Source organism: Fodinicola feengrottensis (assembly GCF_010993775.1).
Lineage (GTDB): Bacteria > Actinomycetota > Actinomycetes > Mycobacteriales > HKI-0501 > Fodinicola > Fodinicola feengrottensis.
Genome location: NZ_WOTO01000003.1, coordinates 83,421 through 102,325, shown reverse-complemented (window position 1 = coordinate 102,325; position 18,905 = coordinate 83,421). Strand labels below are relative to the sequence as shown.

Here is an 18,905-nt window from a genome sequence, read left to right as displayed (position 1 = left end):
AATGTTCACGCCCTCGGCTGAGGAGGCGCTGTGAATCCTGGCTCCATCGTGCTTTGGGAGCTGATCGGAACCGCGATTCTAGTGTTGCTCGGCACCGGGGTGGTGGCAAATGTCACCCTTACCAAGACATATGGGCACGCCGGCGGCACCTTGATGGTGACCTTTGGCTGGGGATTCGCGGTCTTCGCCGGTGCCAGCATGGCGAATGCGAGCGGCGCGCACCTGAATCCGGCGGTGACGCTCGGACTGGCGATCGCCGGCAAGGTCGCCTGGAGCCTCACGCCTTTCTATCTACTGGGCCAACTCGCCGGTGGAATCGTCGGCGCGGTCCTCTGCTGGCTGGTCTACAAGCTGCAATTCGACACGTACGCCGACAACGAGCACACGCTGGGGATTTTCTCCACCGCGCCGAACGTCCGGAACGCGCCGTGGAACCTGGTGACCGAGATAATCGGCACCTTTGTCCTGGTGGGCTGGATTCTGCTCTCCCCCGGCGCGGCCGCGACCACCGGCGGCGTACCGCACTTCGGCAATTCCGCGCTGGGATATGCCGGCGTCAGTTTCGTGGTAATGGGCATCGGCCAGTCCCTCGGCGGCCCGACCGGCTATGCCATCAATCCCGTCCGCGACCTCGGGCCGCGGATCGCGTACGCGTTCCTGTTGCCCATCAAGGGCAAGGGAAGTCCGGATTGGGGCTATTCGTGGATTCCGGTGGTAGGCCCGTTGATCGGTGGCGGGCTCGCCGGGCTGCTGGCCCTTATCCTGCCCTCAGCAACGTAACCGACCCGGCCCGCAGATTCGGCACCGCACAGGAGGAACCCAGCAGCCATGAGCAGGTATGTCGCGGCTATTGATCAGGGCACCACATCCACCCGATGCATGGTTTTCGACCATTCCGGCCGGGTGGTCGCCTCCGACCAGACCGAGCACGAACAGATCTTCCCGAAAGCCGGCTGGGTCGAACACAACGCCGAGGAGATCTGGAAGAACACCCGGCAGGTCTGCGCCGGCGCGCTCGCGAAAGCAGACCTTTCGCCGTCCGACATCGCCGCGGTGGGCATCACCAATCAGCGCGAAACGACCCTGGTGTGGGACGTGAAGACCGGGAAACCGGTCTACAACGCGATCGTCTGGCAGGACACCCGTACGGACAAGATCTGCGCCGAACTCGGCGCGCTCGGTGGCGGCCAGGAGCGATATCGGCAAAAGACCGGGCTGCCGCTCGCGACCTACTTCGCCGGCCCGAAGATCCGCTGGGTGCTGGACAATGTGGACGGTGCCCGGGAACGCGCCGAGGCCGGCGACCTGAAGTTCGGCACGATGGACTCGTGGGTGCTGTGGAACATGACCGGCGGCCCGGACGGCGGGCTGCACATCACCGACCCGACAAACGCGTCCCGTACTTTGCTGATGGATCTCGACACCCTGACCTGGGACGAGGAAATCTGCGGCGAAATGGGCATTCCGGTCGCGATGCTGCCGGAAATTCAGTCCTCCTCGCAGGAATATGGGCAGGTACGCGATCGAGGCGTGCTCGCTGGCGTACCCATCGCCGGCATTCTGGGTGACCAGCAGGCGGCGACTTTCGGCCAGGCGTGCCTGAGCCCCGGCGAAGCGAAGAACACGTACGGGACAGGTAACTTCGTCCTGCTCAACACTGGCACCGAAAAGGTGATGAGCGACAACGGCCTGCTCACCACGGTCTGTTACAAGATCGGGTCGGCAGACACGGTTTACGCGCTGGAGGGTTCGATCGCGGTCACCGGATCGCTGGTGCAGTGGATCCGCGACAACCTGAAAATGATCAGTTCGGCGGCCGAGATCGAGCAGCTGGCGAGCAGCGTCGACGACAATGGCGGCTGCTATTTCGTACCAGCCTTCTCCGGTCTGTTCGCGCCGCATTGGCGTTCGGACGCGCGCGGCGCGATCGTCGGCCTCACCCGTTACGTGAGCGCTGGCCACTTGGCTCGCGCGGTCCTGGAAGCGACCGCTTTCCAGACCAAGGAAGTCATCGACGCGATGAACGCGGATTCCGGCGTACCGCTGACTTCGCTCAAGGTCGACGGCGGAATGGTGGTCAACGAGCTGCTGATGCAGTTCCAGGCCGACATTCTCGACGTGTCGGTGATCCGCCCGGTGGTGAACGAAACCACCGCCCTCGGCGCCGCCTACGCGGCCGGCCTCGCGGTCGGTTTCTGGGAGGAGTCGGAGGACGACATCCGCGCCAACTGGGCCCAGGACAAGCAATGGGACCCCTCGATGGAACCAGCCGACCGCGACCGGCAGTATCGCAATTGGAAGAAGGCAGTCACGAAAACCTTCGACTGGGTCGACGCCGACGACTAACCGTCTGTTACCACCTCTTGTCCGCATCGACGCGATGCGTGCGTCCAGCGCACGCATCGCGTCGATGCGGACGTCTGGGCGGTACGGGCAGTGACGGCGACTTAACGGAATATATGGCGACAGGCGGGTACCGGGCCGGCATTGCTAATGTCAGGGGAAAGCCGGTGACAACGGCGTCGGCAGGTGAAGGAAAGACGTGCAACCGCTGTCTGGTGGGGCCGAGCGGTTCGTGGGGCGTGGTCCGGAGTTGGCCGCGCTCTCTCCGACGTGCTGCGGGCATTCGGCGAGGCCGAGTCGCCGCGGCTGCATCTGGTGGAGATCACCGGCGAGCCCGGGATCGGAAAGACCCGGTTCCTCGCCCAGCTGCGCCAGGCCGCCCGCAAACACCGAGTGCTGTCCGGGCGGGCCAGTGAGCTCACCGGCATCGTGCCTTTCTCGGTGCTCGTCGACGCCATCGACGACGAGTTGGCCGCGCTCGCCGCACATCGCGAGCGGATCGTCGGCACCGAATCGGCGGCGCTGCTCGCCGAGGTCTTCCCGGCGCTCGCCGAGGCCGGGTCGTACGCCGAACAGTCCGCCGACGACCGGGCGAGCGTCGAGCGTTACCAGACCCACCGGGCGATCCAGGATCTGATCACTCGGCTGTCCGCGCCGCGCGGGGTGGTGGTGCTGACGCTCGACGACATGCACTGGGCGGATGCCGCCTCGATGGAGTTCATCGCGCACTTGCTGCGCCGGCCGCCGGCCGCGCCGCCGTGCTGGTGGCACTCGCGTACCGGCCGCGGCAACTGCCACCGCCACTGGCCGCCGCGCTGCGAGCCGGGCCACCGCCAGACCTGCGGCTGGACCTCGGCCCGCTCAGCCTGACCGAGGCCGCCGAGCTGCTCGGCGCGGCCGTGCCAGCGAGCCGCCAGCGCGCGAGTTTTATCGGCGCAGCGGCGGAAACCCGCTCTATCTCGACGCGCTGGCCCGGGTGGTGGCCGGCGGCAGCCGGCGGCCCGGCGGCGGCCAGCACCCGCAGTATCCGCCGAACTGGCCGGTGCTCGCGGTGCTGCGGGCCGAGTTCGAGCAACTACCGCCCCGGCAACGGCTGATCGCGCAGGCCGCCTCGGTGCTGGACGACCCGTTCGACGCCCAGCAGGTGGCCGAGGTAGCCGATCTGACGTCCGAGGACACTCATGCCGGCCTGGACGGGCTCATCCAGCGGGACATGATCCGGTTGGAACGCGGCGGCAAGTCGATGCACTACCGACATCCGCTGGTACGGGACGTGGTCTACCGAACGGCCGGCCGCGGCTGGCAGCAGATCGCCCACACCCGGGCCGCCGAGGCGCTGGCCCGGGCGAGCGCGCCGCTGACCCACCGCGCACCGCACGTCATGCGGGTCGCCCGGGTCGGCGACCAGGCCGCCGTGCACCTGCTCACCAACGCGGCCACCGTAACCATGATGACCAGCCCGTCGACCGCCGCCCAATGGCTGCAGGCGGCACTGCACAACCTGCCCGAAGACCAGGTTGAGCGGCGGATCGAGCTGCTCGACGACCTGGCCAAGGCGCTCCAGCTGGCCGGTCGGCTGTCAGACAGCCGGACGGCGTACGAGCAGCTGCTGGCCCTGCTGCCATTCGGCACCCAGCAGCGAGTGGACGCGGCGGTGGCCTGTTCGCGGGTCGAGATCATGCTCGGCCGTTCCGCGGTGGCCCGTGACCTGGTCGTCAACGAGCTGCGCCGGCTGCCCGGTGATGCCACCGACCACCTGATCGCGCTGCATGTCGAGCTGGCGTCGGCGCGGGTGCTGAGCGGCGAGTTCTTCGGCGTTGACCGGGACCAGATGATGGAGGTCCTGGAGATCGCCCGGCAGCGCGCCGACCGCGGTCTGGAAGCGACCGCATTATGCGAGCTCGCGGCGGCGCATATGGGTGTCGGGGACATCCCGGCCGCGCTGGACTGGCGGCGGCAGGCCGCCGAGCAAATGGACTCGCTCAGCGACGACGAGCTGGTCACCTGGCTGGAGGCGCTCACCGCGCTCGGCTGGACCGAGTTCTTCCTGGGGTTGAACGAGGCCGCGCTGCGGCACCTGGAGCGCGGGCTGCGGCTGTGCCAGCGCGCCGGAAAGCACGACCTGCTGACGTATTTGCTGGCTGGTACGGCCATGGCGCTCTGGGATCTGGGCCGGATCGCGGACTCGCTGCGCTACGTCGAGGACGCGGTCGACGCCGCCGAGCTGTCCGGCAGCGAGCATCTACGGGTGGTCGCGTACTCGATGCAGCCTCGTGCACGTCTCTCGGCGAGACGGCCCGGCCGCGATGAAAACCGCCGAAACCGCGGTCGACTCGGGGCAGGAGCGGCGGAACTGGTTCGACGCGGTGGCCGGCGGCGCGCTGGGCTTCGCGAAGCTGATCATGGGCGACCCGGTCGGTTGCCTGGACACCGCGGTCCCTGCCTTTGGTGGCCCCGAAATGCCGCTGATCGATCCGCTGCACCGACCGTTTTTTTTCGCGCAGGGCCTGGTTCTTGCCGAGCTGGCCCGGGGGCGTACGGACGAGGCCCGCGGCTGGCTGCGGATCATCGAGAAGGCCGTCGAAAACGGCGTCGACCTGCCAAAATACCTGGGATACCAGGAAATCAGCCGGGCCCGGATCGCCATTTTCGGCGGCGCCCCAGCGGCCGCCGCCGAGTACGCGAAAGCGGCCGCCGTCGCCTTCGCGACCGGCAACCATCGCGCCAACGAAGCCGATGCGTGGCTGCTGGCTGGCATCGCGCGCTGGCTCCCCTTGGACCGGATCACCGCGAAGCCGCCGTCGCCGCCCTCGAACGCGCCGGCGAACTTTTCGAGTCAGGCGGCCTGCTGGCCCGCCGCGCCGAAGCCGACGCTCAGCTGGATCTCTTGCGTACGCCCAAAACTCCCGAACCAGAAACGCCCGCCCGCACTCGCCTCACCACCCGTGAAGCCGAAATCGCCCAACTGGTCGCCGCCGGCCTCACCAACCCAGAAATCGCCGACCGCCTCGGCCTTCGCCCCCGTACCGTGGAAACCCACATCACCAACATCCGCGGAAAAACTAGCCGTAAAGTCCAGAACCGCGCTAGCCGCCGCCGTCATTGACTCACCCCCCACCCATTGACCTCAGACATTCTTGTTAGAAGGGGTGTCTGCTTGGGAGGTAAGCGCCGTTGGTTTAAGGGCGTTTGCTGCGGAGGTGAGCGTCCTGGTTAAGGGCGTTTGCTGCGGAGGTGAGCGTCCTGCTTAAGGGCGTTTTCTGTGAGGGTGCGGCGTCTCGTCTACCAGGCACGAGAAAACCCCACCCCGACACCAAAGGGCGGTGTCGGGGTGGGGTTTTCTCGTGCTTACTGCCGATCCGCCCTGTATTTCTGGCGGCTTCGGCGCGGGCGCCGTCGACTACGGCTACGAGAGCCGGTCCTCAGACCCTGCAAAAACCGCAGGGTCTGAGGACCGGCGCCCCTGCCGGAGGGGCGACAACATCGGCCTGGCGGCCGATGGCGCCGGACGGGGCTGGGTCCCGCACAAAGTTGACCAACTTTGGTGTGAAAGTAACGGTGCGCATGGGGTGGGGACTAGATCTGGTCACCTGCAAAACCGGCTGATTAAGTGTGCGAGCCGGATTCGTGGTCGGCGTGGCAGGCCAGTTCCAACTGGAAAGTGGAATGTTCGACGTCGAAATGGCCGGAGACGCAGCGCTGGAGGGCGTCCAGGATCGTGCCGGAGCCGCATTCCAAACGCTCGTTGGCGACCACCACATGGGCGAGAGAACCGGGGCGCCGCTGGTGATGGTCCAAGCGTGCAAGTCGTGCACGTCCAGGACTCCGGGAGTTTCGCAGAGATGTTTGCGTACGTCGTCAAGGTCGACGCCCTCGGGAGTGGCTTCCAACAGCACTTCGACGGCTTCTTTGAGAAGTTTGAGCGTCCGCGGCACGATCAGCAGCCCGATGCCGAGCGAGGCGATCGCGTCGGCACGTTCCCAGCCGGTCAGCGCGATCACCACAGCGGCGACCACGACGGCGGCCGAGCCGAGCGCGTCACTCATCACTTCCAGGAAAGCGCCCCGAATCCCGATGCTGTCGGCCTGCGCGCGGGCCAGAATCAGCAGCGAAACAGCGTTCGCGGCCATCCCGACGACCCCGAAGATGATCATCGGTGTGGTGGCCACCTCGGGAGGCTCGATCAGCCGGCGAATGCCTTCCACCACCACGAAACCGCCGACGCCCAGTAGCAGAACGGCGTTCGCAAGAGCGGCCAGCACCTCGGCACGCTGGAAGCCGAAGGTCCGCCGACTGCTGGGCGGACGCTGGGCGATCCAGATGGCGAGCAGCGTCAGCGCCACCCCGGTCGCGTCGGTGAGCATGTGGCCGGCATCGGCGAGCAGCGCGAGGCTGCCGGAGATGAGCGCTCCGACGATTTCGACGACCAGGATCGTGGTGGTGATGCCGAGCACCACAGCGAGCCGGCGACGGTGCGCACCGGCCGCGGTGCCACCGCTGTGCCCATGCCCGTGACCGACTCCCATAACCTGCTCCACCTTGTCGGGATTGCGCTGTTGCCATCGCCGACTATAGCAACACATAGTCAAACACGCATATGTGGGACCGGTTGTCATTACGGTTTCCCGTACGAGCGGAGTTACAGCAGCTCGCGGCGTTGCATGGCGACGAAGGCCACCCAACCCGGGAGCACCGGCAGCCAGAAAGTCAGCAGCCGATACAGCAGCACGGCCGACACCGCGGTGGCCGGATTCAACCCGGCGCGGCCGTCAGGCCGGCGGCCAGCACAGCCTCTACCGCGCCGAGGCCGCCCGGCGTTGGCGCGGCCGATCCGAGCGCAACCCCCACCACCACAACGAAAGTGACGGTCAGCAGCGACGCTTCTCCGTGGAAGGCCCGAATGCTGACGGCCATCACCAGAACCGTACAGACAGACTGGAAAAACAAGCCGCCCATGCCGGTGAGCACGCGGCCTGGCCGGGTCAGCACCGAGGCCATCCGGGGCCGAACCTGGTCCAGATACGGCTGGACGCGCGCTCGTACGAACCGGCGTACGCGCGGGACCGCGAGCGCGGCGAGGACCAGCACGACAGCGGCGCCAATGACCGGTAGGCCGATCCCGCGCGGCACCGGGATCAGCGGCTGGCTGATCCCGTACACCAGGTTGAAAACCAGCACCCAGAAGACGTTGACGGCGAGGCTGCCGAGCTGCCAGAGCGCGATGCTGGCCAGCGCCGGGGCCGCCGGGACGCCGCTTTTGCCGAGGAAACGTACGTTCAGCGCCGCCACTCCGACGCCGGCCGGTGCGGCCAGTCCGACGAACGAGCAGGCCAGCTGGGCCAGCACCGACCGGCGCAGGCTGATCCGCTCCGCGACGAACCCGGTCAGGCCAACGCCGGCGCCAAGGAACCGCGCCGCCGACAGCGCCACACCGGCCGCCAGCCAGGTCCAGTCGGCGTGCCGTACGACCGACCAGAGGTCGAGGCCGGCGACCTGGCTGACGAGTACGACGACGGCGACGATCACGATGACCGTCGACACCACCGCGCGAATGCTGAACCGCTCGACCTTCACCGGACCGGCTGGCGGGGTCGGCACCACGGCCAGGATTTCCTCGCGCAGCCGGTCGATCAGGCCGTCCTCCTTGCGCAGCGCGGATCGGGTGGCCGACGGCATCACGATCGGTTGCAGCAACGGCACCGCCGTGGTCAGCGCCCCCGCGCCGACCACCCGCAGGGCGCTGGCGACCGCGCGGGCCGGGCCGACCAGTAAACCGGTGGCGACCAGCAGCTGAGCGCGGTCGATCGCGAGCGCCACCTCGTCCGCGGCGACCACGCCGCCGGCCGTCAGCCGAATGTCCACCCGCTCACGACCGCCCTCGGTTGCACAATCGGATTCCGATTGTGCAACGAGGTGGACGTTGTCGAGGCAGCGGTGGGCGACCGCCCGGCGCTGCAGGAGAGCGACCTGCTGCCAGGCCGAGTCGAGCAGTTCGTCGGACACTTCGGCCAGTTCGGACAGCGGCCGGCCACCGATGTCCTCGATCACCAGCATGGCCGCGTCGGGAGCGACCGGCGCGGTGGCGACCAGGGTTTCGGTGCGTACGCCGGCGGCGGCGATCGCCATCGCCATCAAGCTGCGGTGCTCGACCGTACGACGAAGGGACACCACCGGAAAGCCCCAGCCTGCTCCCTTAAGCGCGCGTTGCGCCACAGCGCCAGCACCGCGCCGGCGTGGTCGCGGTCCAGGATCTGTACGAGTAAATGGCGCCCGGCGGAGTCGGTGACCTCCATCCGCGAGCCCTCGCGAATCCGCAGCTCAGCCGGGTCGACGTCAGTCCGGCGCAAGGCGGCGAGTACGTCCACCGGGCGCGGCCGGGTCGTCGACGCACCACACACGACACGTACGAGCAGACCGACGACCCGGCCGGCCAGTAGGGCGACCACCACCGCCAGCACGCCCGAGCCGACGAAGACCATCGCCACGGCGACCAGCGCGACCACCACGGTCGCGACCATCCGCCAGCGGGGCCGGCGGCCGAGCTGGGCGACGGTTGTCAGCGAGGCCAGGCCCGCCACCAGGCCTTCCAGCGGCCGGGACGGGTCCAGGAGGGCCATCGCGGTCCCAGCAACGGCGAATCCGGCGGCGGCCTCCACCACTGTCCGGAGTCGCCGCCGGACCGCGAGATCCACCACGATCCCACCGGCCAGCGCGAGCCCAGCTGCCGCCGCGACCGCCAGCACCAACCGCGGCGCGACGCCCCCCCCAGTCGGTGGTGGTGACCACCGCGATCCGGCCGATCAGCAGCGCGAGCACCAGCCCGCCCGCCGCGACGCCCATCCGAAGCAGATCCAGCGGCCGTCGTACCCGCCGCGGCGGGTCCGGCACGCCAGCCAGGATCTCCGCGTCCGTCAGCAGCCCAGGGTCAGCCGCCGTTGGTCCCAGCGGTAGCGCCCGGCGCAGCTGCTTCACGCCGCCCATGCTCCCCTATCGACCCGCCTCCTCAGGTTCTACCTCTTCGTTTTCGTCGTCGACACCGGCGTGTTGGCGACGAAAAGGTCACGTTCGCGGCGGGCGTACGAAGAGGAAGGTGACGAGTGTGGCGGCGAGGAAGCACGAAGCGCCGAGGATGACACCGATGTGCAGGCCGGAGATCAGGTCGCTCGCGACGATGAAGGAGCCGACGATGCCGACACCGACGGCGGTGCCGACCTGGCGGCCGGTGTTGAAGACCGCGGAGGCGACGCCCGCTCGGTCCCGGTGGGGCGGCTTCCATGATCGCGGCGGTGGAGGCGGGCATCGTGAAGGAGATGCCGAAGCCGGCCGCCACCATCGGGGCCACCAGCAGCCAGTACGGGGTGCCGGCGGCGGCGACCAGCCAGCCGAGTACGCCGGCCGCGCCGATCGGAAGGCCGATGAGCATCGGGATCCGCGGCCCCAGCCGCGCGGTGAGCCGGCCGGACACCGCGGACGCGATCGCGACTATCGCGGACAGCGGCAAGATCGCGAGGCCGGTCAGCAGCGGCCCGTACCCGAAGATCCGGCTGAAATACAGCGGCGCGGCGAAAAGCAGGCCGTAGAAGCCGACGTTGATCAGTACGCCGACCGCAGCCGTGGCCGAGAACTCGGCCCGGCCGAACAACGCGGGCGGCACCATCGGGTGCCGGGATTTTCGTTCGCTCAGAACGAAAGCAGCCATCAGGCCGAGCGCAGCGACCAGCAGGCCGACAACGACCGGCGCCGCCCAGCCGCCGGCGGCTGCGGCTTCGTTGAGCGCCGCGGTCAGTGCGACCAGGCCGGCGATGCCGATGGCCTGGACCAGCAGCTCAGGCAGCAGCCGGTCGGACGACGGCCGGGCCGCTGGCGCCGGTACGGACCAAGCCGCCATCACCAACGCCGCGAGGCCGATCGGCACGTTCACCCAGAACACCGCCGGCCAACTGACGGCCGCCACCAGCACTCCACCGAGCACTGGACCGGCGGCCGCGGCCACCCCGCCCATAGCGGCCCAGATGCCGTACGCGCGCGCTCTGCTCGCTTTATCCGGGTACGAGGCTTGCAACAGCGACAACGAAGTCGGCACCATCAGTGCCGCACCCGCGCCTTGGACCAACCGGGCCACCACCAGGGCGCCGGCCGCCGGCGCGAGCGCACAGCCGACCGAGGCAAGCGCGAACACCGCCAGCCCGATCAGGAACACCCGCTTCCCGCCGTAGCGGTCCCCCAAGCCGCCGCCGATCAACAACAAGCCGGCGAAAAACCATCGTGTAGCCGTCGACCACCCACTGCAGCGAGGTCACGCTCGCGTGCAGCGCGGCGCCGATGCTCGGGTTCGCCACCGTCACGATCGTCACGTCCAGGATGACCATGAAATAGGCGAGACAAACCGCTATCAGCGGAAGCCGACCGGTGGTCTGTCTATCGTGGACCGTTTCGGAGATTGCCATGCCTTGAGTATTGGGCCGAAAAGCTTTGGTCCTCGCCGAAGCGTGGTTGTCACAATCGGAATCCGATTGTGACAACGGCAGGCCGCTGAGCTGCGGGTTTAGCCGCCGCCGTAACAATCGGGCGATTCACCCGGCGACGACGGCCGCGGATTCATGGCGGATTCACAGAGAACTGATCAACCTGCGTTCCCCGTACGCCGTGCGTATGCTGCCCTCCGACGGTCCACCAGCACGCGACACTAAGCCGTTGGGATCGAGAGGGAGACATGGCCTACCCGCCCGTGTCACGCAGTGCGCCGTTCGGGCGGGCCCGCCGCCCAACAGAGGGCTCGGCACCGGAGCGATGATCGGCGTCCTCGCCAGCGGCCTGGTGGTCGTGCTCTGCCTGTGCTCGGTCGGCATCGGTGGCGTGCTTTATCTGAACCTGCGCAACAATCCGGGCACCAGCGCGAGCTCCGCGCCGGGCGGCGACTCGGTGCACACGGTGACCTATTCGGCGACTTCCGCTGACGGCACCATCTTCGAGGTCGATTACTACGACGACAGCGGCGCCGTGGTCACGGACGACCTCCGCGGGTCGCCGTGGACGGACTCCGAAACGCTCGACAGCGACGACATCAGCTACATCACGCTCGACGTACACAACAATGACGTGTACGACGGCACGTTGACCTGCTCGATCACCGTCGACGGCCGCCGCAGGTCGACAGCGACTCGACCAGCGGTTCCTTCGAGTCCGCGATCTGCAGCGCCGCTCTGGACTAGCCCTCACTCCCCGTACACGCCACCCTGTCCGCATCGACGCGATGCGTGCGTTGGACGCACGCATCGCGTCGATGCGGACAAAACAGGACTACTGAGGGTGAGAAAGAACAGGTCGGAGGGCGGCGCGGGCGTACGACACTTAACATAGTGGTTGAAGAATTTATCATTCAGGTATGTGATCTTCGGGGAGAGAGGGTGCGGTGGGCGACCTCTGGGCGGGCGTCGACATTGGCACCCAGAGCGCGCGCGTGGTGCTCCTCAATGAGACCGGCCAGCAAGTCGCGGCCGGCTTCGCCGCGCTCGGCACCGACCACCGGATGGCCACCCGGCACGAGCAGGATCCCGACGAGTGGTGGGACGCGGCGTGCGCGGCCAGTCGGCAGGCGCTGGACGGCATCGCGCCCGAGCGGGTACGAGCCCTCGCGATCTGCGGTACGTCCGGAACGGTCCTGGTAGTGGATCACGCCGGCCGCCCGACCGGGCCCGCGGTCATGTACGACGACAGCCGCGCGAGGGACGAGGCCGAGTGTGTGCAGCAGGTCGGCGCGGACCTGTGGGACCGGCTCGGTTACCGCATCCAGGCCTCCTGGGGGCTGCCCAAGGTGCTCTGGCTGGCCCGGCACGGCGAGCTGACCGGCGCCCGCCGGATCGAACACCAGGCCGACCACCTCGCCGCCCGGCTGGTCGGGCACCCGGTCGCCACCGACACCGGGCATGCTCTCAAAACCGGCGCTGACCTCACGAAACTCAGCTGGCCAACGGACGTACTCGACAAGCTGTCCCTGGACCCGGCCGTCCTTCCGGACCTGGTGGTTCCTGGCACGCCGTTGGGGACAGTCAGCCAGAGTGCCGCGCAAGCCTGCGGGCTGGCGGCCGGTACGCCCGTGCTGGCCGGAACGACCGACAGCTGCGCCGCCCAGATCGGCGCCGGCGCGCTTCGGCCGGGCAGCTGGAACTCGGTGCTGGGCACCACGCTCGCGATCAAGGGCGTGTCCACTGAGCTGCTTAGAGACCCAGAAGGCAGCGTCTATTCGCACCTGCACCCGGACGGCGGCTGGCTGCCCGGCGGGGCGTCCAGCGTGGGCGCCGGGGTGCTGAGCCGCGACTTCCCGGCCGGCGACCTGGACCGGCTGACGGCCGCGGCGGCTGCCGTGGAACCGGCCCCGGGCGTCACGTACCCGCTGGTCGGCCACGGTGAGCGGTTCCCGTTCCGGGCCACCGCGGCGGAAGGCTTCCAGCTCGGCGTCCCGGATGACGAGGCCGTACGCTTCGCTGCCGTACTGCAGGCGGTGGCCTTCACCGAACGCCTTGCCTATGTGGCGCTCGCCGAGATCGGCGCCGACGTGAGCGGCCGGCTGACCGCGACCGGCGGCGGCAGCCGCAACGGCTACTGGAACCAGCTGCGGGCCGACGTGATGAAGCGCCCGGTCTCGCTGCCGGCGCACGTCGAGGCGGCCGCCGGGATGGCGATCCTGGCCGCCGCACCAGCCGGCGAACTCACCGCGACCGCCGAGGCGATGGTCCGCATTCGCGAGGTGGTCGAGCCGCGCGGCCGGACCGGGCCGGCCGGTTCGACGACGCGTACGCGCGGTTCGTCGACGAGCTGTGCCGCCGCGACTGGCTGCCCACCGCACTGGCCGCGGCGGCTTTCCGGCCGTTGACCAAAGGCGACCAGTGACCAGCCTTTTGTTGGTACGGCACGGCGAAACCGAATGGCACCGGGAAAATCGGTATGCCGGTTCGTCGGACATCGGGCTCGCACCAGCCGGGTACGCGCAGGCGAGGCTGCTCGGCGAATGGGCCGGCAGCCGGACGGCCGCCGAAAGGCCGACCGTCCTCGCGTGCTCGACATTGCGCCGGTCCCAGCTGACCGCCGCGCCGGCGGCGCGGGTTCTGGGCGTACGGCCGGAAATTCACGCCGATCTGCGGGAAGTCCACTTTGGATCGGCGGAAGGCCGGACGCTGGACGAGATCCGGGCGGACAGCGCGCAGATCGCGGACTCGTTCGTACGCGACCCGGTGGCGTCGCCTTTTCCTGGCGCGGAGCCGCTTTTTCGCGGCCGCCAACCGGATGGTCCACTGTCTACAACTGCTTGCCAAGGCACATCCGGGTGAACGAATCCTGGTGGTCGGCCATAACACCGTGATCCGGCTCGCGCTCTGCCAGTTGCTGGGAATCGATCTCTCGACCTACCGCCGGGTGCTGGCCGCGCCTGACAACGTGGCGGTGACAGAACTGCAGGTAGCTGACCGAATGTTCAGGCTGGCCAGATTCAATGCCCCGTTAAGCCCGGTAGACCCGATCTTCTAAGCTCAGGCCACATGGACGCGCAAAAGCCCGCCTCGGCCCGCCGGTCCCGGCAGGAACAGATCGCCCGTTACGTGCTGGACCGCGAGTCGGCCACCGCGAACGAGCTCGCCGAGATGACCGGCGTCAGTCTGATGACCGTGCACCGGGATCTGGAAGATCTCGCCCGCCAGGGCATTGTCCGCAAATTCCGTGGTGGGGTGTCCGCGCAGCCATCCAGTGTTTTCGAGAGCAACATCGAGTTTCGGCTGCAGAGCAGGCAGGCCGAGAAAGCCGCGATGGCGCGGGTGGCCCGCCGGCACGTCGACGCTGGGATGGCCATCATGCTCGACGACGCCACCTCGACGCTGGCGACCGCGCGGCTGCTCGGCGATGTCTCGCCGCTGACCGTGGTGACGAACTACATCGGTGCCATCGAGGTGTTGCGCAAAATGCCGGACATCCGGCTGATCGCGCTCGGCGGGGAGTATTCGCACACCCACGACTCGTTCGGCGGAGTGGGCTGCATCGACGCCATTTCCCAGCTCACCGTCGACGTGGTTTTCGTTAGTACGTCTGCGATGACACCGGAAATGACGTACCACCAGGAGCAGGAGATCGTGCTGACCAAGCGCGCGATGCTGCGGGCGGCGCACAAGAAGGTGCTGCTGATGGATTCCCAGAAGATCGGCCGGCGGGGCCCTGCACCAGCTCTGTCCGCTGAAGGATTTCGACGTGCTCATCGTGGACGCGGGCGTCGGCGCGCAGCAGCAGCAGTTGGAGGACATGCGGGCCGGCGGAGTGAACGTTGAGGTCGCCAGCCTGCGGGAATGACTGGTCCCCGCTGACCAGCACGGCCAGCGGGACCCCGCCACCACCGGAGCCTCCCCCGACCACGCGCATCGAGCGCGACGGACGCGCGACCCGGTGCCCACCGGCACCACGGCCCCACATCCCCGGTGACAGAGGATCTGCTGCAGACCCTCGGCGCGTACCCGATACGGCGTGTTGCGCCGTGCTAGACGATAGCTCGAAAGATCAACCCTGCGTAATGGACAAAAGGCCCTAAAGCGGTAGCAATTGCCGAGAATTTTGGCTGCCAGATGCGGACAGTTCAGTGCCGCCCGGCTGTTTACAACGTGAGAATGGGATGTCCGCCGCATTCCGTCGTACCCAGGGAGCGCCCAGATGACCGTTCCGCGCACCGGATTAGCTGGGTACGTACGAGGCCTGCGCCAGGTGGTCTCGGTGGGGCTCGTCGGCACCCTCGTGATGAGAGCGCTCTGGTTTTGGGTGATCTGGCTTTGGGCGATCTGCCCGCGGTCGCCGCCGGCGCGCCGACTCCGCTGATCAACCGCGACTTCCCGGATCCGGACGTGCTGCGGGTCGGCAACAGCTACTACGCGTACTCGACGAACAGCACCTACGACACCGGCCTGCGCAACATCCCGGTCGCCCGGGCTTCCCGGATCACCGGCCCGTGGACCGTTCAGCCCGTCGACGCACTGCCGCAGCCGCCGTCGTGGACCGTCTTCGACCAGGGCAGCGGCACCAACCTGATCTGGGCGCCGGACGTGTCCCGCCGGCAGGACGGCAAGTTTCTGATGTATTTCGCGGCAAACTTCCACGGCCAGGTGCAGTGCATCGGCGCCGCGCTGGCCGACCGGCCGACCGGGCCGTTCCGCAACGTCGGCTCCGCGCCGTTGGTCTGCCGGCAGGACGAAGGCGACATCGACCCGTCCAGCCTGACCGTGAATGGCCGGCATTACCTGGTTTACAAAGACAATTCCAACGCCCATGGGCAGCCGGCGTCGATATGGCTGCAGCCGGTGGCCGCCGACGGGCTGACCTTTCGGGGCGACCGGGTCCGGCTGCTCACCGCGGATCCGGCCGGCGACGAGAACAACGTCATCGAAGCGCCCATTATCGTGCCACGAGCCGGAAAATTCGTGCTGCTCTATTCAGCGAACCCGTACACGCTCAACTACCACGTCAAATTCGCCACCGCGGATCGACTCACCGGCCCGTACCAGAAATCCAGCACGTACGTGCTGGACAGCACCACCTGGCCGGGGGTGATCACCAACCCCGGCGGGCAGGACGTGGTCGGCGGCCAGATCGTCTTCCACGCGAACATTCCCAGCGGGCGGGCGATGTTCACCGCACCGCTGTGCTGGCGCGGGTCGACGCCGGTGGTGGTGCGATAATTTCCGGATGCGCGGTGCGATTCCCAGTCCGAACATCTGGAAACACCCGGATGTCTACGAGCTGGAAAACCGCGCGGTCGACCCGGACGGGGTGATTCCGGCCGCGATGCGGCGGATGCGGGACTGGGCCGGCGAGCCAGTGCTGGATATCGGCTGCGGCACTGGCTTTCACCTGCCGATGTTCGCGGCCACCGCGGCCAGTGTGATCGGGGTCGAGCCACATCGCGGCAATGCCCGGCAGGCGGCCCGCCGAGTTGCCGGACTGTCCACTGTGGACGTGAGAGTCGGCGTCGCGCAGGCACTGCCGGTCGCCGACCGTAGCATCGCGGTGGCGCATGCCCGCTGGTCGTACTTTTTCGGCCCTGGCTGCGAACCAGGGCTGCGCGAGCTGGAGCGGGTGATGCGCCGCGGCGGGGTCGCCTTCATCATCGACAACGACGCCACTCGATCGTTCTTCGGGCCGTGGTTTCGCCGGCAGGTGCCGTCGTACGACCCGATCGAGGTCGAGCGGTTCTGGGGCCGGCACGGTTTTTCCCGGCAGAGCCTGGACATGGGCTGGCGGTTCGAGTCGCGCGCCGACTTGGAGGCGGTCGTACGGATCGAGTTCTCGCCGGCCCTCGCTGACGAGTTCTGCGCCGCTCACCAGGGTTTGGAGGTCGACTACGCCGTCAACCTCTGGTCCCGCTCGTACTAGAAAGGGAGACCGGGATCGGCGCCATCGCCGACGAGGGGGGCGTTCGTGGACGGATGCGCCGATCCCGGTCTTACCTAATCGTACACGTGTTCGAATGATTCGCCTAGACGGCGACGGTGACCTTGTAGTCGGTGAGCCAGGTGTGCAGGTTGAGGGCCATGTCCAGGCCCATCCGGGCGCCCTGGTCGTGGCCGGCCGGCACCTCGGCGAGCTTGCGCAGCGCATCCGGCGCGATCACGTCGAAGATCGGGCTGTCACCGGTCGCCAGCAGCTTGCCGGCCGCGTCCTCCAACGCCTGGTGATAGCGCGGGTCCTGGGTCGACGGGTAGGGGCTCTTCACGCGCTGCACGATCGACTCGACGGCAACACGTCCTTGGTGGCCGCCCGCAGCAGGCTCTTTTCCCTGCCGTCAAAGGTTTTCATCGACCACGGAGTGTTGAAGACGTACTGTACGAGCCGGTGGTCGCAGAACGGCACCCGGACTTCCAGGCCGACCGCCATGCTCATCCGGTCCTTGCGGTCCAGCAGGGTCTGTACGAACCGGGTCAGGTGCAGATAGCTGACCTCACGCATCCGCGCCTGGAACGGCTCCTCGCCGTCCAGTCGCGGCACCTCGGCGAGCGCCTGCGCGTACCGGTCGGCGACATAGGCATCCAGGTCGAGCTGCTTGGCCAGCGCCGGAGTCAGCAGGTTCTGCCAGCCGCCGTCCATGCCGTGCTGCATGGCCATCCACGGGAACGTGTTCGCGTTGACCGCGGCCTTGTCGTGGAACCATTTGTAGCCACCGAAAACCTCGTCCGCGGACTCCCCCGACAGGGCCACTGTCGAACGCTTGCGAATGGCCGCGAAAAGCAGATAAAGCGAGGTGTCCATGTCGCCCATCGAGAGGCCGTCCCGGGCGCGTACGACCGCGAGCCGGTTCGCCTCGTCCATCAGGTCGGCGGTGTCCAGCACGATGTCCTGATGGTTGGTCTTGGCGAACTCCGCCAGGTCATGCACGTACGGGCCGTCCGGAGTCCCGCGCATCGCGTCCGGCTGGAAGTTCTCGGCCTGGCCGGTGAAATCGACCGCGAAGGAGCGCACCGAGTCGTGGCCCTGCGCGATCAGCGCCTTCTGTGCGATCGCGGTGATCGCGCTGGAGTCCAAGCCGCCGGACAGCAGCGTGCACAGCGGTACGTCCGAGATCAGCTGCCGGGTGACGATGTCGTCGAGCAGCTCGCGGACGGTGTGGATGGTGGTGTCCAGGTCGTCAGTGTGTGGCTCCGAGTGCAGCTCCCAGTAGCGGTGTTCCTCGATACCGGAACGGCTGACCTTGACCAGGTGTCCGGGACGCACCTCCCGAATGCCCTCGTACGGCGACTCGCCCGGCGTCTTGATGAAGGCGAGCACCTCACGCAGCCCGGTCGCGGAGACGACCGGTTTGATCAGGCCGTTGGCGAGAATCGCCTTGGGCTCGGAGCCGAACAGCACGCCGTTCGGGACGGTCGCGAAGAACAACGGCTTGACGCCCATCCGGTCGCGTACGAGCAGCAACTCCTGCGTACGGGAGTCCCAGATGGCGAAGGCGTAGATGCCGTTGAGGTGGTCAACCATGCCCGCGCCCCACTCCAAGTACGAGTGCAGCACGACCTCGGTATCGCTGTCCGTCTGGAAAACGTGCCCCTTGCTGGTCAGTTGCTCGCGCAGCTCCCGGAAGTTGTACGTCTCACCCGAATAGGTCAGCGAGACAACGTCGTTTCCGGCCTGCTCGTACGGCATCGGCTGGGTGCCGCCCTCGATGTCGATGACCGCCAACCGGCGGTGCCCGAGGGCCACGTGTTCGCGCAGCCAGAGTCCCTCGGCGTCCGGGCCGCGGCAGATCATCGTGTCGACCATGGCCTGGGCGGCTGCTCTTTGTTGGGTCAGATCACGGTCGTAGTCGACCCACCCGGTGATTCCGCACATGCGCGTTGCTCCCTCGAGGTTCCCGGCAGCGAGGCCTGGTGTTTCGGGCAGGTTTCCGACGCCGGGGATTTAATTTGCAGTGCTAACTAATTTCGACGGTAGATACTCGCCGGTAGATCACGCAATATGACAAATCAGCCAATCTTGCGGTGTCCGCTTTGCTGGCTTTCTCCGAGCAGTGGTGTTACGCCGATGTTTCCGGAATCTGGCCGGTGCCG

The 18,905-nt window shown here is 67.8% G+C and carries 14 protein-coding genes and 2 pseudogenes; 11 read left to right on the top strand and 5 right to left on the bottom strand.

What is annotated here, in order from left to right; genetic code table 11:
- The first annotated feature begins 30 nt into the window (after nt 1-30).
- The 4 genes from GNX96_RS03315 to GNX96_RS03300 all read left to right on the top strand — a co-directional run bounded on the left by GNX96_RS03315 (nt 31) and on the right by GNX96_RS03300 (nt 5,449).
- Entirely contained in the window at nt 31-780 is a 750-nt protein-coding gene (locus GNX96_RS03315; RefSeq protein WP_163566962.1) for an MIP/aquaporin family protein, read from the top strand.
- 48 nt (nt 781-828) lie between these two features.
- On the top strand, nt 829-2,346 hold the full coding sequence (gene glpK, locus GNX96_RS03310) for a glycerol kinase GlpK (RefSeq protein ID WP_163566961.1): 1,518 nt from the start codon (nt 829-831) through the stop codon (nt 2,344-2,346).
- A 267-nt stretch (nt 2,347-2,613) separates the two neighbouring features.
- Nucleotides 2,614-3,213, top strand: a complete 600-nt coding sequence (locus GNX96_RS03305; protein WP_279579242.1) for an ATP-binding protein — start codon at nt 2,614-2,616, stop codon at nt 3,211-3,213.
- Between the two features lie 106 nt (nt 3,214-3,319).
- Nucleotides 3,320-5,449: a helix-turn-helix transcriptional regulator gene (locus GNX96_RS03300; RefSeq protein ID WP_279579241.1), complete on the top strand. Its 2,130-nt coding sequence runs from the start codon at nt 3,320-3,322 to the stop codon at nt 5,447-5,449.
- A gap of 316 nt (nt 5,450-5,765) precedes the next feature.
- Here GNX96_RS03300 and GNX96_RS03295 read toward each other — a convergent pair whose 3' ends face one another.
- The 4 genes and pseudogenes from GNX96_RS03295 to GNX96_RS03280 all read right to left on the bottom strand — a co-directional run.
- Nucleotides 5,766-6,869, bottom strand: a complete 1,104-nt coding sequence (locus tag GNX96_RS03295) for a cation diffusion facilitator family transporter (RefSeq protein ID WP_279579240.1) — start codon at nt 6,867-6,869, stop codon at nt 5,766-5,768.
- 226 nt (nt 6,870-7,095) lie between these two features.
- Nucleotides 7,096-8,514 carry a lysylphosphatidylglycerol synthase transmembrane domain-containing protein gene (locus tag GNX96_RS03290; protein ID WP_163566958.1) on the bottom strand — a complete coding sequence of 473 codons (1,419 nt, stop codon included), beginning with the start codon at nt 8,512-8,514 and terminating at the stop codon, nt 7,096-7,098.
- Nucleotides 8,475-9,086, bottom strand: coding sequence for a hypothetical protein (locus tag GNX96_RS03285; protein WP_163566957.1), 612 nt, complete (start codon nt 9,084-9,086; stop codon nt 8,475-8,477). The genes GNX96_RS03290 and GNX96_RS03285 overlap by 40 nt, the downstream gene beginning before the upstream one ends.
- A 260-nt stretch (nt 9,087-9,346) precedes the next feature.
- Nucleotides 9,347-10,606: pseudogene (locus tag GNX96_RS03280) on the bottom strand (MFS transporter); the annotation flags it as partial.
- 527 nt (nt 10,607-11,133) lie between these two features.
- Here GNX96_RS03280 and GNX96_RS03275 point away from each other — a divergent pair.
- The 7 genes from GNX96_RS03275 to GNX96_RS03250 all read left to right on the top strand — a co-directional run bounded on the left by GNX96_RS03275 (nt 11,134) and on the right by GNX96_RS03250 (nt 16,743).
- Nucleotides 11,134-11,703, top strand: a complete 570-nt coding sequence (locus tag GNX96_RS03275; RefSeq protein ID WP_163566956.1) for a hypothetical protein — start codon at nt 11,134-11,136, stop codon at nt 11,701-11,703.
- A 52-nt stretch (nt 11,704-11,755) separates the two neighbouring features.
- Entirely contained in the window at nt 11,756-13,216 is a 1,461-nt protein-coding gene (locus GNX96_RS03270) for an FGGY-family carbohydrate kinase (protein ID WP_279579239.1), read from the top strand.
- A gap of 13 nt (nt 13,217-13,229) precedes the next feature.
- Nucleotides 13,230-13,670, top strand: a complete 441-nt coding sequence (locus GNX96_RS48435) for a histidine phosphatase family protein (protein ID WP_390623895.1) — start codon at nt 13,230-13,232, stop codon at nt 13,668-13,670.
- A gap of 10 nt (nt 13,671-13,680) precedes the next feature.
- Nucleotides 13,681-13,866 (top strand): histidine phosphatase family protein, encoded by a 186-nt coding sequence (locus GNX96_RS62365; RefSeq protein ID WP_390623894.1) that lies wholly within the window; start codon nt 13,681-13,683, stop codon nt 13,864-13,866.
- Between the two features lie 11 nt (nt 13,867-13,877).
- Nucleotides 13,878-14,654, top strand: coding sequence for a DeoR/GlpR family DNA-binding transcription regulator (locus GNX96_RS03260; protein ID WP_279579237.1), 777 nt, complete (start codon nt 13,878-13,880; stop codon nt 14,652-14,654).
- A 477-nt stretch (nt 14,655-15,131) separates the two neighbouring features.
- A complete protein-coding gene (locus GNX96_RS03255; protein ID WP_279579236.1) occupies nt 15,132-16,049 on the top strand; it encodes a glycoside hydrolase family 43 protein in 918 nt (305 codons plus the stop codon).
- A gap of 7 nt (nt 16,050-16,056) precedes the next feature.
- A complete protein-coding gene (locus GNX96_RS03250) occupies nt 16,057-16,743 on the top strand; it encodes a class I SAM-dependent methyltransferase (RefSeq protein WP_163566954.1) in 687 nt (228 codons plus the stop codon).
- A 103-nt stretch (nt 16,744-16,846) separates the two neighbouring features.
- Here the strand turns inward: GNX96_RS03250 and asnB are convergent.
- Nucleotides 16,847-18,687: pseudogene (gene asnB, locus GNX96_RS03245) on the bottom strand (asparagine synthase (glutamine-hydrolyzing)).
- Nucleotides 18,688-18,905 lie beyond the last annotated feature (218 nt).